At 64.9% G+C, this 15489-nt stretch carries 13 protein-coding genes; 5 read left to right on the top strand and 8 right to left on the bottom strand.

The window, feature by feature from the left end:
* The first annotated feature begins 26 nt into the window (after positions 1-26).
* The 4 genes from N2604_RS38410 to N2604_RS38395 all read left to right on the top strand — a co-directional run bounded on the left by N2604_RS38410 (position 27) and on the right by N2604_RS38395 (position 4616).
* The gene (locus tag N2604_RS38410) at positions 27-1235 is read left to right on the top strand and encodes a cytochrome P450 (RefSeq protein WP_260373096.1); all 1209 of its coding nucleotides are present in this window, start codon (positions 27-29) and stop codon (positions 1233-1235) included.
* Positions 1236-1247: 12 nt separating this feature from the next.
* Positions 1248-1571, top strand: a complete 324-nt coding sequence (locus N2604_RS38405) for a (2Fe-2S)-binding protein (RefSeq protein ID WP_260373095.1) — start codon at positions 1248-1250, stop codon at positions 1569-1571.
* 55 nt (positions 1572-1626) lie between these two features.
* Positions 1627-2838 (top strand): ABC transporter substrate-binding protein, encoded by a 1212-nt coding sequence (locus tag N2604_RS38400; protein WP_260373094.1) that lies wholly within the window; start codon positions 1627-1629, stop codon positions 2836-2838.
* Between the two features lie 110 nt (positions 2839-2948).
* Positions 2949-4616: a tannase/feruloyl esterase family alpha/beta hydrolase gene (locus tag N2604_RS38395; RefSeq protein ID WP_260373093.1), complete on the top strand. Its 1668-nt coding sequence runs from the start codon at positions 2949-2951 to the stop codon at positions 4614-4616.
* An 85-nt stretch (positions 4617-4701) separates the two neighbouring features.
* Here N2604_RS38395 and N2604_RS38390 read toward each other — a convergent pair whose 3' ends face one another.
* The gene (locus tag N2604_RS38390; protein WP_260373092.1) at positions 4702-5967 is read right to left on the bottom strand and encodes an NAD(P)/FAD-dependent oxidoreductase; all 1266 of its coding nucleotides are present in this window, start codon (positions 5965-5967) and stop codon (positions 4702-4704) included.
* 301 nt (positions 5968-6268) lie between these two features.
* Between N2604_RS38390 and N2604_RS38385 the strand changes: the two genes are divergently transcribed.
* Positions 6269-7441 (top strand): ABC transporter substrate-binding protein, encoded by a 1173-nt coding sequence (locus tag N2604_RS38385; protein WP_260373091.1) that lies wholly within the window; start codon positions 6269-6271, stop codon positions 7439-7441.
* A gap of 288 nt (positions 7442-7729) precedes the next feature.
* On the opposite strand, the gene N2604_RS38380 is transcribed toward N2604_RS38385, so the two are convergent.
* The 7 genes from N2604_RS38380 to N2604_RS38350 all read right to left on the bottom strand — a co-directional run bounded on the left by N2604_RS38380 (position 7730) and on the right by N2604_RS38350 (position 15453).
* Complete coding sequence (locus tag N2604_RS38380; RefSeq protein WP_260373090.1) at positions 7730-9601, bottom strand: bifunctional sugar phosphate isomerase/epimerase/4-hydroxyphenylpyruvate dioxygenase family protein; 1872 nt, start codon at positions 9599-9601, stop codon at positions 7730-7732.
* Positions 9598-10656, bottom strand: coding sequence for a Gfo/Idh/MocA family protein (locus N2604_RS38375; RefSeq protein ID WP_260373089.1), 1059 nt, complete (start codon positions 10654-10656; stop codon positions 9598-9600). Before N2604_RS38375 ends, N2604_RS38380 begins: the two co-directional genes overlap by 4 nt.
* A complete protein-coding gene (locus N2604_RS38370; protein ID WP_260373088.1) occupies positions 10653-11390 on the bottom strand; it encodes an ABC transporter ATP-binding protein in 738 nt (245 codons plus the stop codon). The genes N2604_RS38375 and N2604_RS38370 overlap by 4 nt, the downstream gene beginning before the upstream one ends.
* A 113-nt stretch (positions 11391-11503) precedes the next feature.
* Positions 11504-12247 carry an ABC transporter ATP-binding protein gene (locus N2604_RS38365; protein WP_260373087.1) on the bottom strand — a complete coding sequence of 248 codons (744 nt, stop codon included), beginning with the start codon at positions 12245-12247 and terminating at the stop codon, positions 11504-11506.
* Positions 12244-13242 carry a branched-chain amino acid ABC transporter permease gene (locus N2604_RS38360; RefSeq protein ID WP_260373086.1) on the bottom strand — a complete coding sequence of 333 codons (999 nt, stop codon included), beginning with the start codon at positions 13240-13242 and terminating at the stop codon, positions 12244-12246. The genes N2604_RS38365 and N2604_RS38360 overlap by 4 nt, the downstream gene beginning before the upstream one ends.
* Complete coding sequence (locus N2604_RS38355; RefSeq protein WP_260373085.1) at positions 13239-14114, bottom strand: branched-chain amino acid ABC transporter permease; 876 nt, start codon at positions 14112-14114, stop codon at positions 13239-13241. The genes N2604_RS38360 and N2604_RS38355 overlap by 4 nt, the downstream gene beginning before the upstream one ends.
* 208 nt (positions 14115-14322) lie before the next feature.
* Entirely contained in the window at positions 14323-15453 is a 1131-nt protein-coding gene (locus N2604_RS38350) for an ABC transporter substrate-binding protein (RefSeq protein ID WP_260373084.1), read from the bottom strand.
* Positions 15454-15489: the final 36 nt, after the last annotated feature.

Raw genomic sequence — 15489 nt, 5'->3', positions numbered from 1 at the left:
CAAGATCAAAATGAGGGAGCTCTTCCATGACTGCGTTCGGCTCCGCGGGATCGGGCGTCCCGCATCTCGACGTCGATCCCTTCGACATGACGTTTTTTGCCGATCCCTATCCGGCCCATGAGCTGCTGCGGGAGGCCGGCCCGGTGGTTTATCTAGACAAATGGAAGCTCTATGGCGTGGCGCGCTATGCCGAGGTCCACGCGGTGTTGAACGATCCCGCCGCCTTCTGCTCCAGCCGCGGCGTCGGGCTTTCCGACTTCAAGAAGGAAACGCCGTGGCGCCCGCCGAGCCTGATCCTGGAGGCCGATCCGCCTGCGCACACCCGCACCCGCGCCGTACTGTCCAAAGTGCTGTCGCCGACGGTGATGAAGCAGGTGCGCGATCGTTTTGCCGCGGCAGCGGAAGAACGGGTCGACGCGCTGCTCGACAAGCGCAGTTTTGATGCGATCGCCGACCTCGCCGAGGCCTATCCGCTGTCGATTTTCCCCGATGCGCTCGGCCTGAAGCCGGAGGGGCGCGAGCATCTGATTCCCTATGCCAGCGTCGTGTTCAACGCCTTTGGTCCGCCCAACCAGTTGCGCCAGGAGGCGATCGAACGCTCAGCGCCGCATCAGGCCTATGTTGCCGAGCAGTGCCAGCGCGAAAATCTGGCACCCGGCGGCTTCGGGGCCTGCATTCACGCGCAGGTCGACGAGGGTGCTATCACGTCCACCGAAGCACCGCTGCTAGTGCGCTCGCTGCTGTCGGCCGGACTCGACACGACGGTCAACGGCATCGGCGCCGCCGTCTATTGCCTCGCGCGCTTTCCCGATCAGTGGCAGCGCTTGCGCGAGGATCTTTCGCTCGCCCGTGGGGCTTTCGAGGAGGCGGTGCGTTTCGAGAGCCCGGTGCAGACCTTCTTCCGCACCACGACGCGCGAGGTCGAACTGGCCGGGGCTCGAATAGGCGAGGGCGAAAAGGTGCTGATGTTCCTCGCCGCCGCCAATCGCGATCCCAGGCGCTGGGACCGGCCCGACAGTTATGACATCACCCGCCGCACTTCCGGCCATGTCGGCTTCGGATCCGGCATCCACATGTGCGTCGGCCAGCTCGTCGCCCGCCTCGAAGGCGAAGTGATGCTGACGGCGCTGGCACGCCGCATCGCGAAGATCGAGATCACGGGCGAGCCCAAACGCCGCTTCAACAACACGCTGCGCGGGCTCGACAGCCTGCCTGTCACCATCACCCCGGCCTGACGAGGAGCCTCGATGCCCGCCATCATCTTCATCCGTCCCGACGGCAAGTCCGACCGCGTCGAAACTTCAGGCGGCGAGAGCGCCATGGAGGCCGCGACCCGTCACGGCATCGACGGCATTTTGGCCGAATGCGGCGGCAACGCGATGTGTGCAACCTGCCACGTCTATGTCGACGAGAGCTGGCTCGTGCGCCTGCCGGCGATGGCCGACGACGAGAACGCGCTGCTCGACGGCACCGCCGCTGAGCGGCGACCGACGAGCCGCCTGTCCTGCCAGATCAAGATCACGCCCGAGCTCGACGGGCTCGTGCTGAGACTGCCGGAGCGCCAGGTCTGATTTTTCTCAAACGCGCCGGCAAAGACCGGCAATCGACCAACCAGGGAGGGACATGATGAAACGTCTGAAGTGGACACTCGTGCTGGCCGCGAGTCTTGCGTCGGGTGCGGCAAGCGCCGAGATATCCGACAACGTCGTGCGAGTCGGCGTGCTCAACGACATCTCCGGCATCTTCCAGGACACCAATGGCATGGGCTCGGTCGAGGCCGCGCGCATGGCGGCGGAGGATTTCAACGGCGGCGGCAAAGGTATCAAGGTCGAGATCGTCTATGCCGATCACCAGAACAAGGCCGATGTCGGCAACGCCATCGCGCGCAAATGGCTGGACGTCGAGGGCGTCGACGCCATCGTCGACGTGCCGAACTCGGCCGTCGGCCTCTCGATCAACGCGTTGCTGCGCGACAGCCGCATGACCTTCCTGGCGTCCTCGACCGCAAGCTCGGACCTCACCGGCAAGGCCTGCTCGCCCAACACGATCCAATGGGTCAACGACGCCTGGGCGACCGGCAACACCACGGCGGCGGCGATGGTGTCACGCGGCGGCAAGGACTGGTATTTCCTCACGGTCGATTACGCGCTCGGCAAGGGCATCGAGGCGGAAGCGCAGAAATACATCGAGTCGCATGGCGGCAAGGTGCTGGGCTCGTCCAAGCATCCGCTCGGCACCTCCGATTTCGCGTCCTTCCTGCTGCAGGCGCAGAGTTCCAAGGCGCAGGTGATCGGGCTTGCCAATGCCGGCGGCGACACCATCAACGCAGTGAAGCAGGCCGCCGAGTTCGGCATCCAGCAGAGCGGCCAGAAGCTCGTCGCCTTCCTGCTCTTCATCAACGACATCCACGGTATGGGCATCAAGGTCGCGCAGGGGCTCCAGCTCATGGAAGCCTTCTACTGGGACATGAACGACGATACCCGCGCCTTTGCCAAGCGGTTCGCCGCGCGCCCAGGCATGAACGGCAAGATGCCGAGCGGCAACCAGGCCGGGGTCTATGCTTCCACGCTCGCTTATCTCAACGCCGTCGCGGCCACCGGCAGCGACAATGCCAAAAGCGTTGTGCCCGAGATGAAGAAGTTCAAAGGCAAGGACAAGCTGTTCGGCGACACCACGATCCGCCAGGACGGTCGCGTCGTGCATCCGATGTATCTGTTTGAGGTGAAGAAGCCGGAGGAGTCGAAATATCCCTACGACTATTACAAGCTGGTCTCGACCATTCCCGCCGATCAGGCGTTCCGCCCGCTGGCGGAAGGCGGATGCGAGCTGGTGAAGTAAAAGGTGTTGTACCTCCGACGCAGTGCCGGCGGCACTTGCCAAACTATGAAATGGAGGTAATAATTATAATATATAACTAAACAGGGAGGTCCGCCATGAGGACTGGCTTGATGTCAACCGCCGCGCTGGCCGCGGTTCTGGGATCGACCGCCTTGGCTCGCGCCGATGGCGAGGCCTGCTCGCCGGTCACCACCGCTTCGCTCGGCAGCTCCGGTGTCGAGATCACCGGGTCCAAAACGCAGGACGCCGCCAACGGTCTCCCCAAGCATTGTATTTTGACGGGGCTTGCCAACCGGCGCACCGGAGTCGACGGGAAGCAGTACGCCATCGGGTTCGAATTGCGATTGCCGGCCGAGTGGAACGGCCGCTTCCTGCATCAGGTGAATGGCGGCAATGACGGCGTGATCGTGCCCGCTCTTGGCAGCCTGCCCGAGGGGTTAGCCTTCGGTGGCACAGTGCCACTGGCGCGCGGCTTTGCCGTGCTGTCGTCGGACAGTGGTCATTCCGGCTCGGACCCCGCGAACAAGTCGCTGGGCCTGACTGCCGGCGCGGCGTTCGGCCTCGATCCGCAGGCGCGGCGCGACTATGGCTATGCCGCCGACATGAGGCTGTCGCCGATCGCAAAGCAAATCATCGCCCTGCATTACGGGCGAAAGCCGGATCGCTCCTATATGGCGGGATGCTCGAACGGCGGACGTCACGCCATGGTCGCGGCGTCGCGCATGCCGGAAAACTACGACGGCTTCCTCGTCGGCAATCCTGGCTTCGACCTCCCGCGCGCTGCAATCCAGCACGCCTGGGACGTGCAGGCCTTCCTGAAAGCTGATTCCGATCTGCGCAAGTCCATCACCAAGGAGGACGCTCAACTCGTTTCCTCACGTATCACGGAGGCCTGCGATGCGCTCGACGGCGTCAAGGATGGGCTGACGGCCAATCTCGCCGCCTGTCAGAAGGCCTTCGATCTCAAGAGCCTGGTCTGCGCGCCGGGGCAGAACAGCGCCTGTTTGTCCGAAGCCAAGGTCGACGCCCTGAAGATGAGTCTCGCCGGACCGAAAAATTCGAAAGGTGAGGCGCTCTATTCCGACTGGCCCCTCGATGGCGGCATCGGCACGGGCAATTGGCGCACCTGGAAGGTCGAGAGCCCCATCGCGCCCTGGAACAATTATCCGATCATCGCCACCATGGGCGCAGCTTCGCTGAACTACATCTTCTCGACACCGCCAGTCGTGGTCGAAGGCAGCAATGAGAAGCTGGTCGAGGCACTGAAGGCCTATGACTTCGACAAGGACGCGCCGAAGATTTTTGCCAAGGATGCGACCTTCACGGAATCGGCCATGGACTTCATGACGCCGCCCGACATCGATGATCCCAAGCTCGCATCGCTCCAGAAGTCCGGTGGCAAGATGCTGATCTATCATGGCCAGGCCGATCCCGTGTTCTCGGTGAACGACACCATCCGCTGGTACGACCGGCTGAACAAGAACCTGCAGGGGCAGGCCGACACCGTCGCCCGCCTGTTCACGATTCCCGGCGAAACGCATTGCGGTGGCGGCGTCACGCTCGACAAGTTCGATGCGCTGGCCGCGCTGACCGACTGGGTAGAGAAGGGCAGGGCGCCCGAGCGCATCATCGCGTCGGCCAGTCCCGCCAACAAGGAAGTCCCCGCGTCCTGGAGCCCTGGCCGCACGCGGCCGCTCTGCCCGTATCCGAGCTACGCCGCGTATTCCGGGCAGGGCGACAGCGAGGATGCCGCGAATTTCGTCTGCAAGACGCCGTAGCTCATCACGCGTCGGCAATCTCGTATCCCGGACGCAGCGTCGCGACATTTCATGCCGCGGCTGCCTCCGGGAACGAGGGCGAAGCTCACCCCACTACCTTGCTCGACCCCTGCGTGATCAACCGCGCGGCGCGCTGGTCTCGCGCGTAGATCCAGAGCCAGCTCAGCGCGACGCTGAGGCGGTGGCGCAGGCCGATCAGGAAGTAGATGTGGGCGATGCCCCAGATCCACCATGCGATGGCGCCGCGCAGCCTGACGCGGCCGAAATCGATCACCGCGAGCCGCTTGCCGATCTGGGCGAGGCTGCCGGCATGCTTGTAGCGGAACGGGCCGGTCGCAGCGCCGCGCAGGCGCGCTCTGATGGTCTCGGCGACATGGCGGCCCTGCTGCTTGGCGGCCGGCGCGATGCCGGGCACGGGCTTGCCGTCCCAGGCATTGATGCTGACGGTATCGCCGATCGCGAAGATCTCGGGATGACCGGGAATCGTCAGGTCGGCCTCGACCAACACGCGCCCGGCGCGATCGCTGGGCGCGTCGAGCCATTCGGCGGCGGGCGAGGCGCGCACGCCGGCGGCCCAGATCCGTGTCTTCGCCTCGAGCAGCTTGCCGCCGAACACGACGCCCTCGCGATTGATCTCGGTGACGGCTTGGCCGAGCACGACCTCGACGCCGATCTTTTCCAGCGAGGCCTGCGCATAGGCCGAGAGCTCGTCGGGAAAGCCGGCGAGCACGCGCGGGCCCGCCTCGATCAGCACCACGCGTGCCTTGTGCGTATCGATGTTGCGGAAATCGCCGGGCAAAGTGTGATGCGCCATCTCGGCGATGGTGCCGGCGAGCTCGACGCCGGTCGGGCCGGCGCCGACGATGACGAAGGTGAGCCGCGCCGCGCGCCGCTTCGGATCGGTCTCGCGCTCGGCGCGCTCGAATGCCACCAGGATGTGCCGACGCAAGGTGGTCGCATCCTCCAGCGTCTTCAGGCCGGGCGCGAACTGCTCCCATTCGTCATGGCCGAAATAGGCGTGCCGCGCACCGGTGGCCAGCACCAGCGTGTCATAAGGCACCTCGCTGCCGTCGTCGATCAGCACGTGGCGTCGCTCGGCATCGACGCCGCTCACCGTGGCAAACAGTGTCGTCACCTCGCGTCGGTCGCGCATGAGATGGCGGATCGGCCAGGCGATCTCGCTGGTCGCGAGCGAGGCGGTCGCGACCTGGTAGAGAAGCGGCTGGAACAGATGATGATTGCGGCGGTCGATCAGCGTGATCTGGACCGGGGCGCCCGCAAGCCGGTAAGTCGCCTCCAGCCCGCCGAAGCCGGCGCCGACGATGACGACGCGGTGGGGATTTGCGGCCATGATTTAACCCTCGAATCTCGCTGCTGCTCGCCATCATTTAAGTGCGGATTGGGCGCCGCGGTCCAATAGCCGTCATCAATCGTCGCATAGGCCTGGTGTATCGATCCGGCGCGAAAAAGCGCCGCAGCCTCCGTCCAAGTGAGTAGAATTATATTTCTTGCCATCGCCGATCGGGGCGAAATATGGTGCAGGGGTGGACGCTGAGCCATTGGCAGCGCGACAGATTTTGCGTTTCAATAGAGACAGGCCTGGAGCGGCGATCACCCCGCTTCCGGGACCGATAATAAGGAGGGGAGTGGTTATGAGGACGGCATTCTGGCTGGCGGGCGCAACGGCGCTGGTGCTGGCAGGCCCGGCATCTGCCGGCGACACCATCAAGATCGGTTTCGTCTCGACCTTCAGCGGCCCGACCGCCGTGATCGGCAACGACATGCGCAATTCCTTCGAGCTCGCGCTCGATCATCTCGGCCGCAAGATGGCCGGCAAGCCGGTCGAGGTGATCTACGAGGACGACGGCCAGAAGCCCGACGTCGGCAAGCAGAAGACCGAGAAGCTGGTGCAGTCGGACAAGGTCGATTTCATCGTCGGCTACATCTGGTCGAACGTGCTCTTGGCCTCGCTCAAGACCGCCGTGGACTCGCAGACCTTCCTGATCTCGGCCAATGCCGGTCCGTCGCAGCTCGCGGGCGAGCTGTGCTCGCCTTACGTATTCTCGACCTCCTGGCAAAACGACCAGACGCCGCAGGCGGTCGGCACCTATATGAACCAGAAGGGCGTCAAGTCGGTGTTCCTGATCGGCCCGAACTACGCCGCCGGCAAGGACATGCTGGCGGGCGTCAAGAGCACCTTCAAGGGGCAGGTCGTGGGTGAGGAATACACGGTGTGGCCGAGCCAGCTCGACTTCTCGGCCGAGCTCTCCAAGGCGCGTGCCTCCGGCGCCGAGTCGATCTTCGTGTTCTATCCAGGTGCTGCGGGCGTGCAATTCCTGAACCAATATGCTCAGGCCGGGCTGAAGAGCACGATGCCGCTCTACACCGCCTTCACCATCGACGAGCTCTCCCTGCCGCTCCAGAAGGAGAACGCGCTTGGGGTGCCCGGCGCGCAGCAATGGGTCAACGACCTCCCCAACGAGCAGAACAAGCGCTTCGTCGCCGACTACCGCAAGAAGTACCCCGGCCTGCGTCCGACCTTCTACGGCGCGCAGTCCTACGACGCCGCGAACCTGATCAACAGCGCCGTCGTCGCCGTGAAGGGCGACACCTCCAAGAAGGACGCGATGAAGGCCGAGATGGAGAAGGTGAACTTCAAATCGGTGCGGGGCGCGTTCAAGTACGGCAACAACCACATCCCGATCCAGAACTTCTACCTGCAGGACGTGGTCAAGGATTCCGAAGGCCAGCTCGCCCTGAAGACCGTCGCCACCATCGTCGAGAACGACCAGGATCGTTTCCACGACAAGTGCAAGATGAAGTGAAGTCGTACTTCTCCCTCTCCCCGCTTGCGGGGAGAGGGTTGGGGTGAGGGGGAGTCTCCGCAGGGGTGGGGCGAGTCGCATTCCTCGATAGCCTCCACATCGTCACTGCGAGCGCAGCGAAGCAATCCAGAGTCTTTTCGCGGAGGGATTTCTGGATTGCTTCGCTGCGCTCGCAATGACGCGTTGAGGGACCTTCGTTTCTGATTGCGATGTGACTCGCGGAGAGTGCCCCTCACCCGCCGCGCTGCGCGCGTCGGCCTCTCCCCGCAGGCGGGGCGAGGCGAAGACCTACACCCGCGGCATGCTCACAGGGCGCACCTCACGCGCTTGCGCCGCGAGCCTGATGCCGGCGTTGGCGGCGCCAAAACCCTGATAATTCCTGCGCTCGACGATCTCGAAGAAGAAGCGCTCGTCGAAGATGTGGGTGTAGACCTGGAAGAATTCGCCGTCGCCCTCGCGGTCGTAGAGGATGTGGTTGGCGCGCAGCTGCGCCATCAGTTCGGGCGAAAGATCGTATTTGGCTTCGATGTCGTCGTAGTAATTGTCGGGGATGTCCAGGAAGCCCGCGCCGCGCCGGCGCATCGCGGCGACGGTCGCAAAAATATCCTGACACGCGAAGGCGACATGCTGCACGCCCGAGCCGAAGAACTCGGAGATGAAGCGCGCCGGCAGGGTGCGGTTGGCGGAGGAGCCGTTGAGCACGAAGCGCAGGCTCTGGTCGGTGTTGATGACGGCCTGGCTCTGCACGAGGCCTCTGGGGTCGGCGATCTCCATCTGCGGCAGGCGCTTCAGATCGAGAATGCCGGTGTAGAACAGCAGCCAGGACAGCATCTCGTCATAGGGCATCGACTGCGCGATGTGGTCGACGGCGAGCAGGGCATCGGCACTTGCATCGCTTGCAACCGGTTCGAAATCGGTGTCCCAGTTCTTGCCGTCCTGGTCGAGAAAATAGAGCAGGCTGCCGCCGACGCCGTGGATCGCGGGGATCTCGAGCTCGCCCGGCCCGACCGGCTGATAGAAGGTGCGCGCCTTCAGCGTCTCGGCGCGCTGCATGGCGCGGCCGGCATCGTCGACGTCGAGCGCGATGGCGCAGACTCCGGGCCCGTGGGTGACATAGTGCGAATGCGCAAAGCCGTCGGTCTCGCAATTGACGACGAGCTCGACCTTGCCCTGCGACCAGCGCTCCACCGCCTTGCTGCGGTGCTGGCCGCTCTTGCGGAAGCCGAGCTGTGAGAACAGGCGGGCAAGCTCGCCGGCCTTGCTCTCGTTGACGGCAAACTCGATGAAGCCGGTGCCGCGGCTCTTCGCCTTCGGCGCCAGCTGCTTGCCCGCGAATTTCGGCCAATCCGGTGCGAGCTGGTCCTCCAGCAGGATCAGCGAGCGCAGGCCGTCGACCGCGGTCTGTGCTGCCGAGCCGGCGCGGAACTGGTCGTTGAAGATTTCCAGCGACAGCGGCCCGGCATAGCCGGTCGCCGCGATCGCCGCCATGAAATCGCCAACCGGCAGGTCGCCCTGGCCGGGGAAGGAGCGGAAGTGCCGGCTCCACGACAGGATGTCGAGCTCGAGCCTCGGCGCGTCAGCGAGCTGCACCAGAAAGATCTTGTTGCCGGGGATCGAGGCCATGGCGCGGGTTGGAAAGCCAGGCGCCAGGGCGTGGAAGCTGTCGAGGATGACGCCGATTGCGGGATGATCGGCGCGGCGCACGATCTCCCAGGCGTCGCGATAATCGTTGACGTGGCGGCCCCAGGCCAGCGCCTCATAGCCGACGCGCAAGCCCCGCTTCGCTGCGCGCTCGCCGAGCTCGCGAAAATCGTCCGCGGCGCGGTCGATGCCGCCGAGCGAGGCGGGCGAAACGTTGGAGCAGATCAGCAAGAGATCGGTGCCGAGCTCCTGCATCAGGTCGAACTTGCGCATCGCGCGGGCGAAGTTGCGCGCGCGCTGCGGCTCCGGCATGCCCTCGAAATCGCGGAACGGCTGGAACGCACAGATCTCGAGATCGAGGTCCGCGCACATTTTCGCGATATCGCGCGGGCCGGCGCCGAACGACAGCAGGTCGTTCTCGAAGATCTCGACCGCATCGAAGCCGGCGGCGGCGATGGCGCGGAGCTTTTCGTCGAGGCTGCCTGAGAGGGAGACGGTGGCGATCGAGCGCTTGTTCATGCGGCCTGCTCCATGATCCGTCCCGGCGAGATTGTTTGCCCCGTGCGCGCGGCCTCGCTGACGGCTTCGACGACGGCAAGCGTTCCCATCGCGTCCTCGACCGAGATCAGCGGCTGTTCGCGGCCGGCGATCATCGCGCAGAAATGCCGGAGCTGCTCGACCAGCGGATCGAACGCGGGCGGCGCGATGGTCGCGCGCGACAGCGGCGCGTACCAGCCGGGCTGCTGCGCGTATGACCACAGCTCCATGTTCGGCACGGAGAGCGAACCCGCGGTGCCCGAGAAGATGTAGCAGGGCTGGTCCTGCTTGGGATAGGCTCGGTTCTCGCCTGAGGAGAGCTCCCAGCTCCAAGGCGCCGGCGTCGCATCGGACACGGTCACCGTTCCCAGCGCGCCGTTCGCAAAGCGCAGCAGCAGCGCGGCGGTGTCCTCGACCGCGAAGCCGCGCACCTTGTTCGAGGTCAGCGCCTGCACCGCGACGATCTCGCCGCAGATGAAGCGGAGATTGTCGATGTCGTGGATGAGATTGATCAGCAGCGGCCCGCCGCCCGCTTCGCGCCGCCATGCCACCTCGAAATAATCGTCGGGCTTCTTCAGGAGCCACAGCCCGACCACGGCGGTGAGCTGGCCGAGCTTGCCGCCCGCCACCGTCTCGCGGGCCGACTTGATGATGGGATTATGCCGGCGGTGATGGCCGACCAGCATCGGCACGCCGGTGCGTCTCACCGCCGCGCACAGGCGCTGTGCGGTGGCGACCGTCTCGGTCACCGGCTTCTCGATCAAAGCCGGCACGCCGGCTGCGGCGCAGTCGAGCGCCATCGGCAAGTGCAGCGTATTGGGCGAGGCAACAATGAGGCCGTCGGGCTTCTCTTCTGCCAGCAGGGCGCGATGGTCCGCATAGCAGGGCACGCCATGCGCCAGCGCATAGTCCTTTGCGGCCGGCGAGGGGTCCGCGATGCCGGCGAGCTCGCAATCCCGGGAGGACTCGATCAACTCGATATGGCGACGGCCGATCAGGCCGGCGCCGGCCACGGCGATCCGCATCTTCGCGCTCATGCCGCACTCTCCTCCATGGCGCCACCGAGGAAGAGCTGCCCGATGCGCGGATCGTTCAAAGTGCGCTTGGCGTCGTCGACCATGCGGGTCTGGCCAAGCTCGAGCACGATGCCGGTGTCGGAGATCTCCAGCGCCGAGCGTGCGTTCTGCTCGATCATCAGGATGGTGACGCCGCGATCGCGCAAGCTCTTGAGGATGTCGAAGGTCTGCTGCACCATCAGCGGCGACAGTCCGATCGAGGGCTCGTCGATCAGCACCAGCTTCGGCTCGAGCAGCAGCGAGCGGGCGATCTCGAGCTGCTTCTGCTCACCGCCCGAGAGCGTCGAGGCCTGCTGCGCGGACTTGCGTCGCAGCGCCGGAAACAGGTCGAGCGCCGCCTCGATCCGTTTGGGCAGGTCGAGGCCCTTGTCGGCAGCAACGCCGCCGAGCTCGATATTGTGGCGCACCGACAGTTCGGGAAAGATGTTGCGGCCCTGCGGCACGTAGCAGATGCCGGCGTTGAGCAGCGCGCGCTGGCTCAGATTGGTGACATCGCGGCCGGCAAAGCTGATCTTGCCTTCACGCAGCCTGAGCAGGCCGAAGATGGCCTTGAACACCGTCGACTTGCCGGCGCCATTCGGGCCGATGATCGTGGTGATCGTGGCTGAAGGAACGGCAAACGTCGTGCCGTTCAAGATCGTCATCTTGCCGTAGCCGCCGACGAGGTTGTGGACCGAGAGGATCGGGTTGCTCATCACTCGCTCCCTACAGCATGATCCGGAAAAGTGCGCAGCGGTTTTCCGACAAGATCATGCTCGAACAACAAGGCTAAAGCGCGATGACAGTTCATTCTAATCTCCATCGCGCTTTAATGTCCGAGATAGGCTTCGATCACGGCGGGGTTCTTGCGGACCTCGCCGGGCCGGCCCATCGCCAGCACCTTGCCTTCCGCCATCACCATCACGCGCGAGCACAGCGACATCACGAACTCCATGTTGTGCTCGATCACGACGAAGGTGGCATTCTTCTCGCGGTTGATCGCGACCAGGCGCTCCTTGAGGTCCGCCAGCATCGACGGGTTGACGCCGCCCGCGGGCTCGTCGAGCAGCACGAGGCGCGGTCCGCCCATGAAGGCCATGGCGGCATCGAGCAGCTTCTGCTGACCGTAGGAGAGACCGCCGGCTGGCTCCTCGGCGAGATGATCGAGCTTGAAGAAGCCGATCATCTGGTTGGCGGCTTCCGTCAGCCCGGCATCGGAGCGGCCGACCAGGCGCGAGGCCATGTTGCCCTGGTGCTCCTGTCCGGCGAGGATCAGGTTCTCGCGCACCGAGAGCTTTGGGAACACCTGCAACAGCTGGAAGGTGCGGCTGACCCCGAGCTTGTTGAGCTCGGAGGGGCGCAAGCCCGTGACGACCTGTCCATCGAGCTTCACTTCGCCGCCTGTCGGCGTGAGCTGGCCGAGGATGCAGTTGAACAGCGTGGATTTGCCGCAGCCGTTCGGGCCGATCAGGCCGAGGATTTCGCCCTCGCGCACGTCGAACGAGACGCCGTTGACGGCGTGGATGCCGCCAAAGCTCTTCTTGATGTCGGTGACTTCCAGAACCGCACTCATTGCACCGTCTCCAGGCGCGACTTTGCGACGGCGCGCAGCGCGGACGCCGCCTTGGTGCGGCGTTCGGCGAGATAGCGATCGAGGATTCCCAGAATGCCCGTCGGCGACCAGATCAGCAGCAGCATCACGGCGACCGCGTAGAGCATCAGGTAATAGCCTTCCGTGAAGCGCAGCCATTCCGGCAGCAGCACCGCGATCATCGCGCCCAGGAACGGGCCGAAATAAAAGCCGGCGCCGCCGACGATCACCATCATCAGGAGGTCGAGCGAGAGCGACAGGTTGAACGGCACGGGATCGATATATTGCGTCAGCGGCGCATAGAGCGCGCCGGCGACGCCGCCGAGCGCCGAGCCGATCGCGAAGGCCATCAGCGTGTAGCGGCGGGTATCGACGCCGAGCGATTGCGCGCGCAAGGGATTTTCGCGCAGCGCCATGAAGGCGCGGCCCCAGGGCGAACGGATCAGCCACCACACCGCCAGCGCGACGATCGCGAGCGAGCCGAGGCAGACATAGTAGAACGGCAGCGGCTTGTTGGTCGCGATGCCGAAGATGTGCGGGCGCGGGATGTTGGAGATGCCGTAAATGCCGCCGGTCAGCCAGCTTTCGTTGCGGAACACCAGGAAGGCCAGCGTGGAGAAGGCGAGGGTAACGAAGGCGAGGTAATGGTGCTGCACGCGAAGCGCGGGATAGCCGAGCACCCAGCCGATCGCAAAGCTCAAGACGATCGCCACCAGAATCGCCGCCGGCAGCGGCCAACCGTGTGTGGTCATGATCGCGGCGGCATAGGCGCCGATGCCGACGAAGGCGCCCTGCGCCAGCGAGACCTGGCCGGCATAGCCGAGCGTGAGATTGAGCCCCATCGCCGCGATGCTCATCACCGCCCATTGGCTCAGGATGAACAGGCCGTAGCGGTTGAAGTTCATGGGGACGACGATCAGCGCGGCGATGATTGCAAGGCCGAGCGCGATCTTCAGGGGTTTGGCGAAGCCGCTCATACTGTGCGCTCCTCGGCACGGCCGAGCAAGCCCTGCGGCCGGAACAGGATGACGGCGATCAGGAAGATCATCGGTACGGCGGCGCGATACTGCGTCGAGACATAGGCCGCCGCGAGATTGTCGAGCACGCCGATCAAGAGGCCGCCGACGATCGCGCCGCGCACCTGGTTGAAGCCGCCGACGATCGCGGCGATGAAGGCGGCCTGGCCCAGCACTTCGCCGGACGAGAATTTTGCGAGATAGATCGGCGTGATCAGCAGCGAGGCCAGCGCCACCAGGAAGGCGTTGATCAGGAAGGTCAGCAGGATCATGCGCTCGACCGGCACGCCGATGATCCGCGCCACCGTCGGGTTCTGCGCCGCCGCCTGCATCTGATGGCCGAGCGAGGTGCGGTTCAGCAGCGTGGTCAGGCCGAGAACGGCGAAGATGGCGACGGCGAGCACGCCGATGCTCTGCAGCGACACGGCGTGGCCGAGGATGGAGACGTCGCCGGTCGGCACGATCGAGGGGAAGGGCGAAGCCTCGGCGCTGAAGAACTGCTTGACGGCCTCCTTGATGCCGATCGCGAGCGCCATGGTCGCGATCGCGAGCGGCAGCACGCCGTGGCGCATCATCGGATCCACCAGCAGCAGCTTGAAGGCGAGGCCGAGCAGGATCATCGACAAGAGAATGCCGAGGATGATCGCAAGCCAGAACGGCGCACCGACATGCATCGCCGCCAGCATCAGGAACGCCGGCAGCATCACGAACTCGCCTTGCGCGAAATTGATGGTCTGCGAGGTCTGCCACAGCAGCGTGAAGCCGACCGCAACCAGCGCGTAGATCGCGCCGGTAGCGAGTCCCGCGACCAGAAGATCGAATAGGCTCGACATGTTCCCCTCTCTCCTCTCCCTCTCCCCGCTTGCGGGGAGAGGCGTAGGCGGCCTACGGCCGCCGTTCCTAGGAACGCCGATGCGAAGCATCGGCTACGGTGGGGGGTCTCTGCGAATTCGGTGACAGTCGAACTCGCGGAGGTTCCCCCTCACCCGGAATTTGCTCTGCAAATTCCGGCCTCTCCCCGCAGGCGGGGAGAGGCGAAGATCACTTCACCTTCGGCAGCACCTGCTTCACCACCTGCTTGCCTTCGACCACCTCGACCAGAAAGCTCTGGCGGTCGATGTCGCCGGTGTCGCTGAAGGTGACGTCCATCAGGATGCCCGGCTCGTCCGCGGCCTTGATGGTCAGGCCGTGCAGCGTATCGGCGAACTTCTTCGGGTCGACCTTGCCCATCTTCTCGGTGGTGGCCTTCACCGTGTAGACGGCGAGGTAGCCCTTCAGGCCGTTATGATCAGGGACGTAATTGTACTTCTTGGAGAACTTCTCGCGGAACGCCTTGACCAGATCGACCGGCGCATCGGTGGTGAGGCCGACATGGCCGCGCGCGCCGTTGGCGGCATCGCCGGCGAGCTCGATCACCTTCTGGCCGATCAGCGTGGTCTCGCCCATCAGCGGCGCGGTCACGCCCTGGCGCTTCAGCTCCTTCAGGATGCGCGCGCTCTCTTCTTCATTCAGGTAGACGAACACGGCATCGGGATTGGCGGCCTTGATCTTGCCGACGTCGGCGGCGAAGTCGGCCTGGCCCGCCTCGGTGGAGAGATCGGCGACGACCTTGGAGCCGAGCCGGTCGAGCTCCTTGATCATCACGTCGCGCCCGCCGCGGCCGAAATCGTTGTTGACCCAGACCACCGCGACCGTCTTCGCCTTCATCTCGTCGTGAATGTACTTTGCGACCTTCGGCATCGAGGATTGCTGGCCGAACGAGGTGCGGAACAGGAACTTGTTGCCGCCTTGCGTCAGCTCGGCGGCTTCGCCGCCCATGATCTGCGCGATGCCGGCTTCGGCCGCGAGCGGCGCGGTCACCTTCACCGAGCCGGAATAGCCGGGCCCGAGCAGCACATAGGGCTCGGCGTCGAGCGCCTTCTGCACCTGGGCGCGCGCCACCCCGGGGTTGGACTGCGAGTCGGCGTGGGTGACCTCGAGCTTGCGGCCGAGCACGCCGCCCTTGGCGTTGATCTCCTCGATCGCGAGGTCGATGCCGTTCTTCCAGTTCGTGCCGACGGTGGCGCCGCCGCCCGAGAGCTCCGCGACGTTGGCGAGCTTGATGGCCTGGCCAAAGGCGCCGGTTGCGGTCATCACGGTGAGCAATGCGCCCACCACTAGCGTTGATTTCATCGTCCTCTCCTCCCGTTTCAAATCTTGCAAGCGGCC

The organism is Bradyrhizobium sp. CB1015 (genome assembly GCF_025200925.1).
Taxonomy (GTDB): Bacteria; Pseudomonadota; Alphaproteobacteria; order Rhizobiales; family Xanthobacteraceae; genus Bradyrhizobium.
Note: the sequence above shows the minus strand (reverse complement) of the source record. Positions and strands in the feature narration are given on the sequence as shown.

Coding starts and splice junctions, on each gene's coding strand:
- N2604_RS38410 (WP_260373096.1), top strand. CDS start 27: ATGACTGCGTTCGGCTCCGCGGGATCGGGCGTCCCGCATCTCGACGTC.
- N2604_RS38405 (WP_260373095.1), top strand. CDS start 1,248: ATGCCCGCCATCATCTTCATCCGTCCCGACGGCAAGTCCGACCGCGTC.
- N2604_RS38400 (WP_260373094.1), top strand. CDS start 1,627: ATGAAACGTCTGAAGTGGACACTCGTGCTGGCCGCGAGTCTTGCGTCG.
- N2604_RS38395 (WP_260373093.1), top strand. CDS start 2,949: ATGTCAACCGCCGCGCTGGCCGCGGTTCTGGGATCGACCGCCTTGGCT.
- N2604_RS38390 (WP_260373092.1), bottom strand. CDS start 5,967: ATGGCCGCAAATCCCCACCGCGTCGTCATCGTCGGCGCCGGCTTCGGC.
- N2604_RS38385 (WP_260373091.1), top strand. CDS start 6,269: ATGAGGACGGCATTCTGGCTGGCGGGCGCAACGGCGCTGGTGCTGGCA.
- N2604_RS38380 (WP_260373090.1), bottom strand. CDS start 9,601: ATGAACAAGCGCTCGATCGCCACCGTCTCCCTCTCAGGCAGCCTCGAC.
- N2604_RS38375 (WP_260373089.1), bottom strand. CDS start 10,656: ATGAGCGCGAAGATGCGGATCGCCGTGGCCGGCGCCGGCCTGATCGGC.
- N2604_RS38370 (WP_260373088.1), bottom strand. CDS start 11,390: ATGAGCAACCCGATCCTCTCGGTCCACAACCTCGTCGGCGGCTACGGC.
- N2604_RS38365 (WP_260373087.1), bottom strand. CDS start 12,247: ATGAGTGCGGTTCTGGAAGTCACCGACATCAAGAAGAGCTTTGGCGGC.
- N2604_RS38360 (WP_260373086.1), bottom strand. CDS start 13,242: ATGAGCGGCTTCGCCAAACCCCTGAAGATCGCGCTCGGCCTTGCAATC.
- N2604_RS38355 (WP_260373085.1), bottom strand. CDS start 14,114: ATGTCGAGCCTATTCGATCTTCTGGTCGCGGGACTCGCTACCGGCGCG.
- N2604_RS38350 (WP_260373084.1), bottom strand. CDS start 15,453: ATGAAATCAACGCTAGTGGTGGGCGCATTGCTCACCGTGATGACCGCA.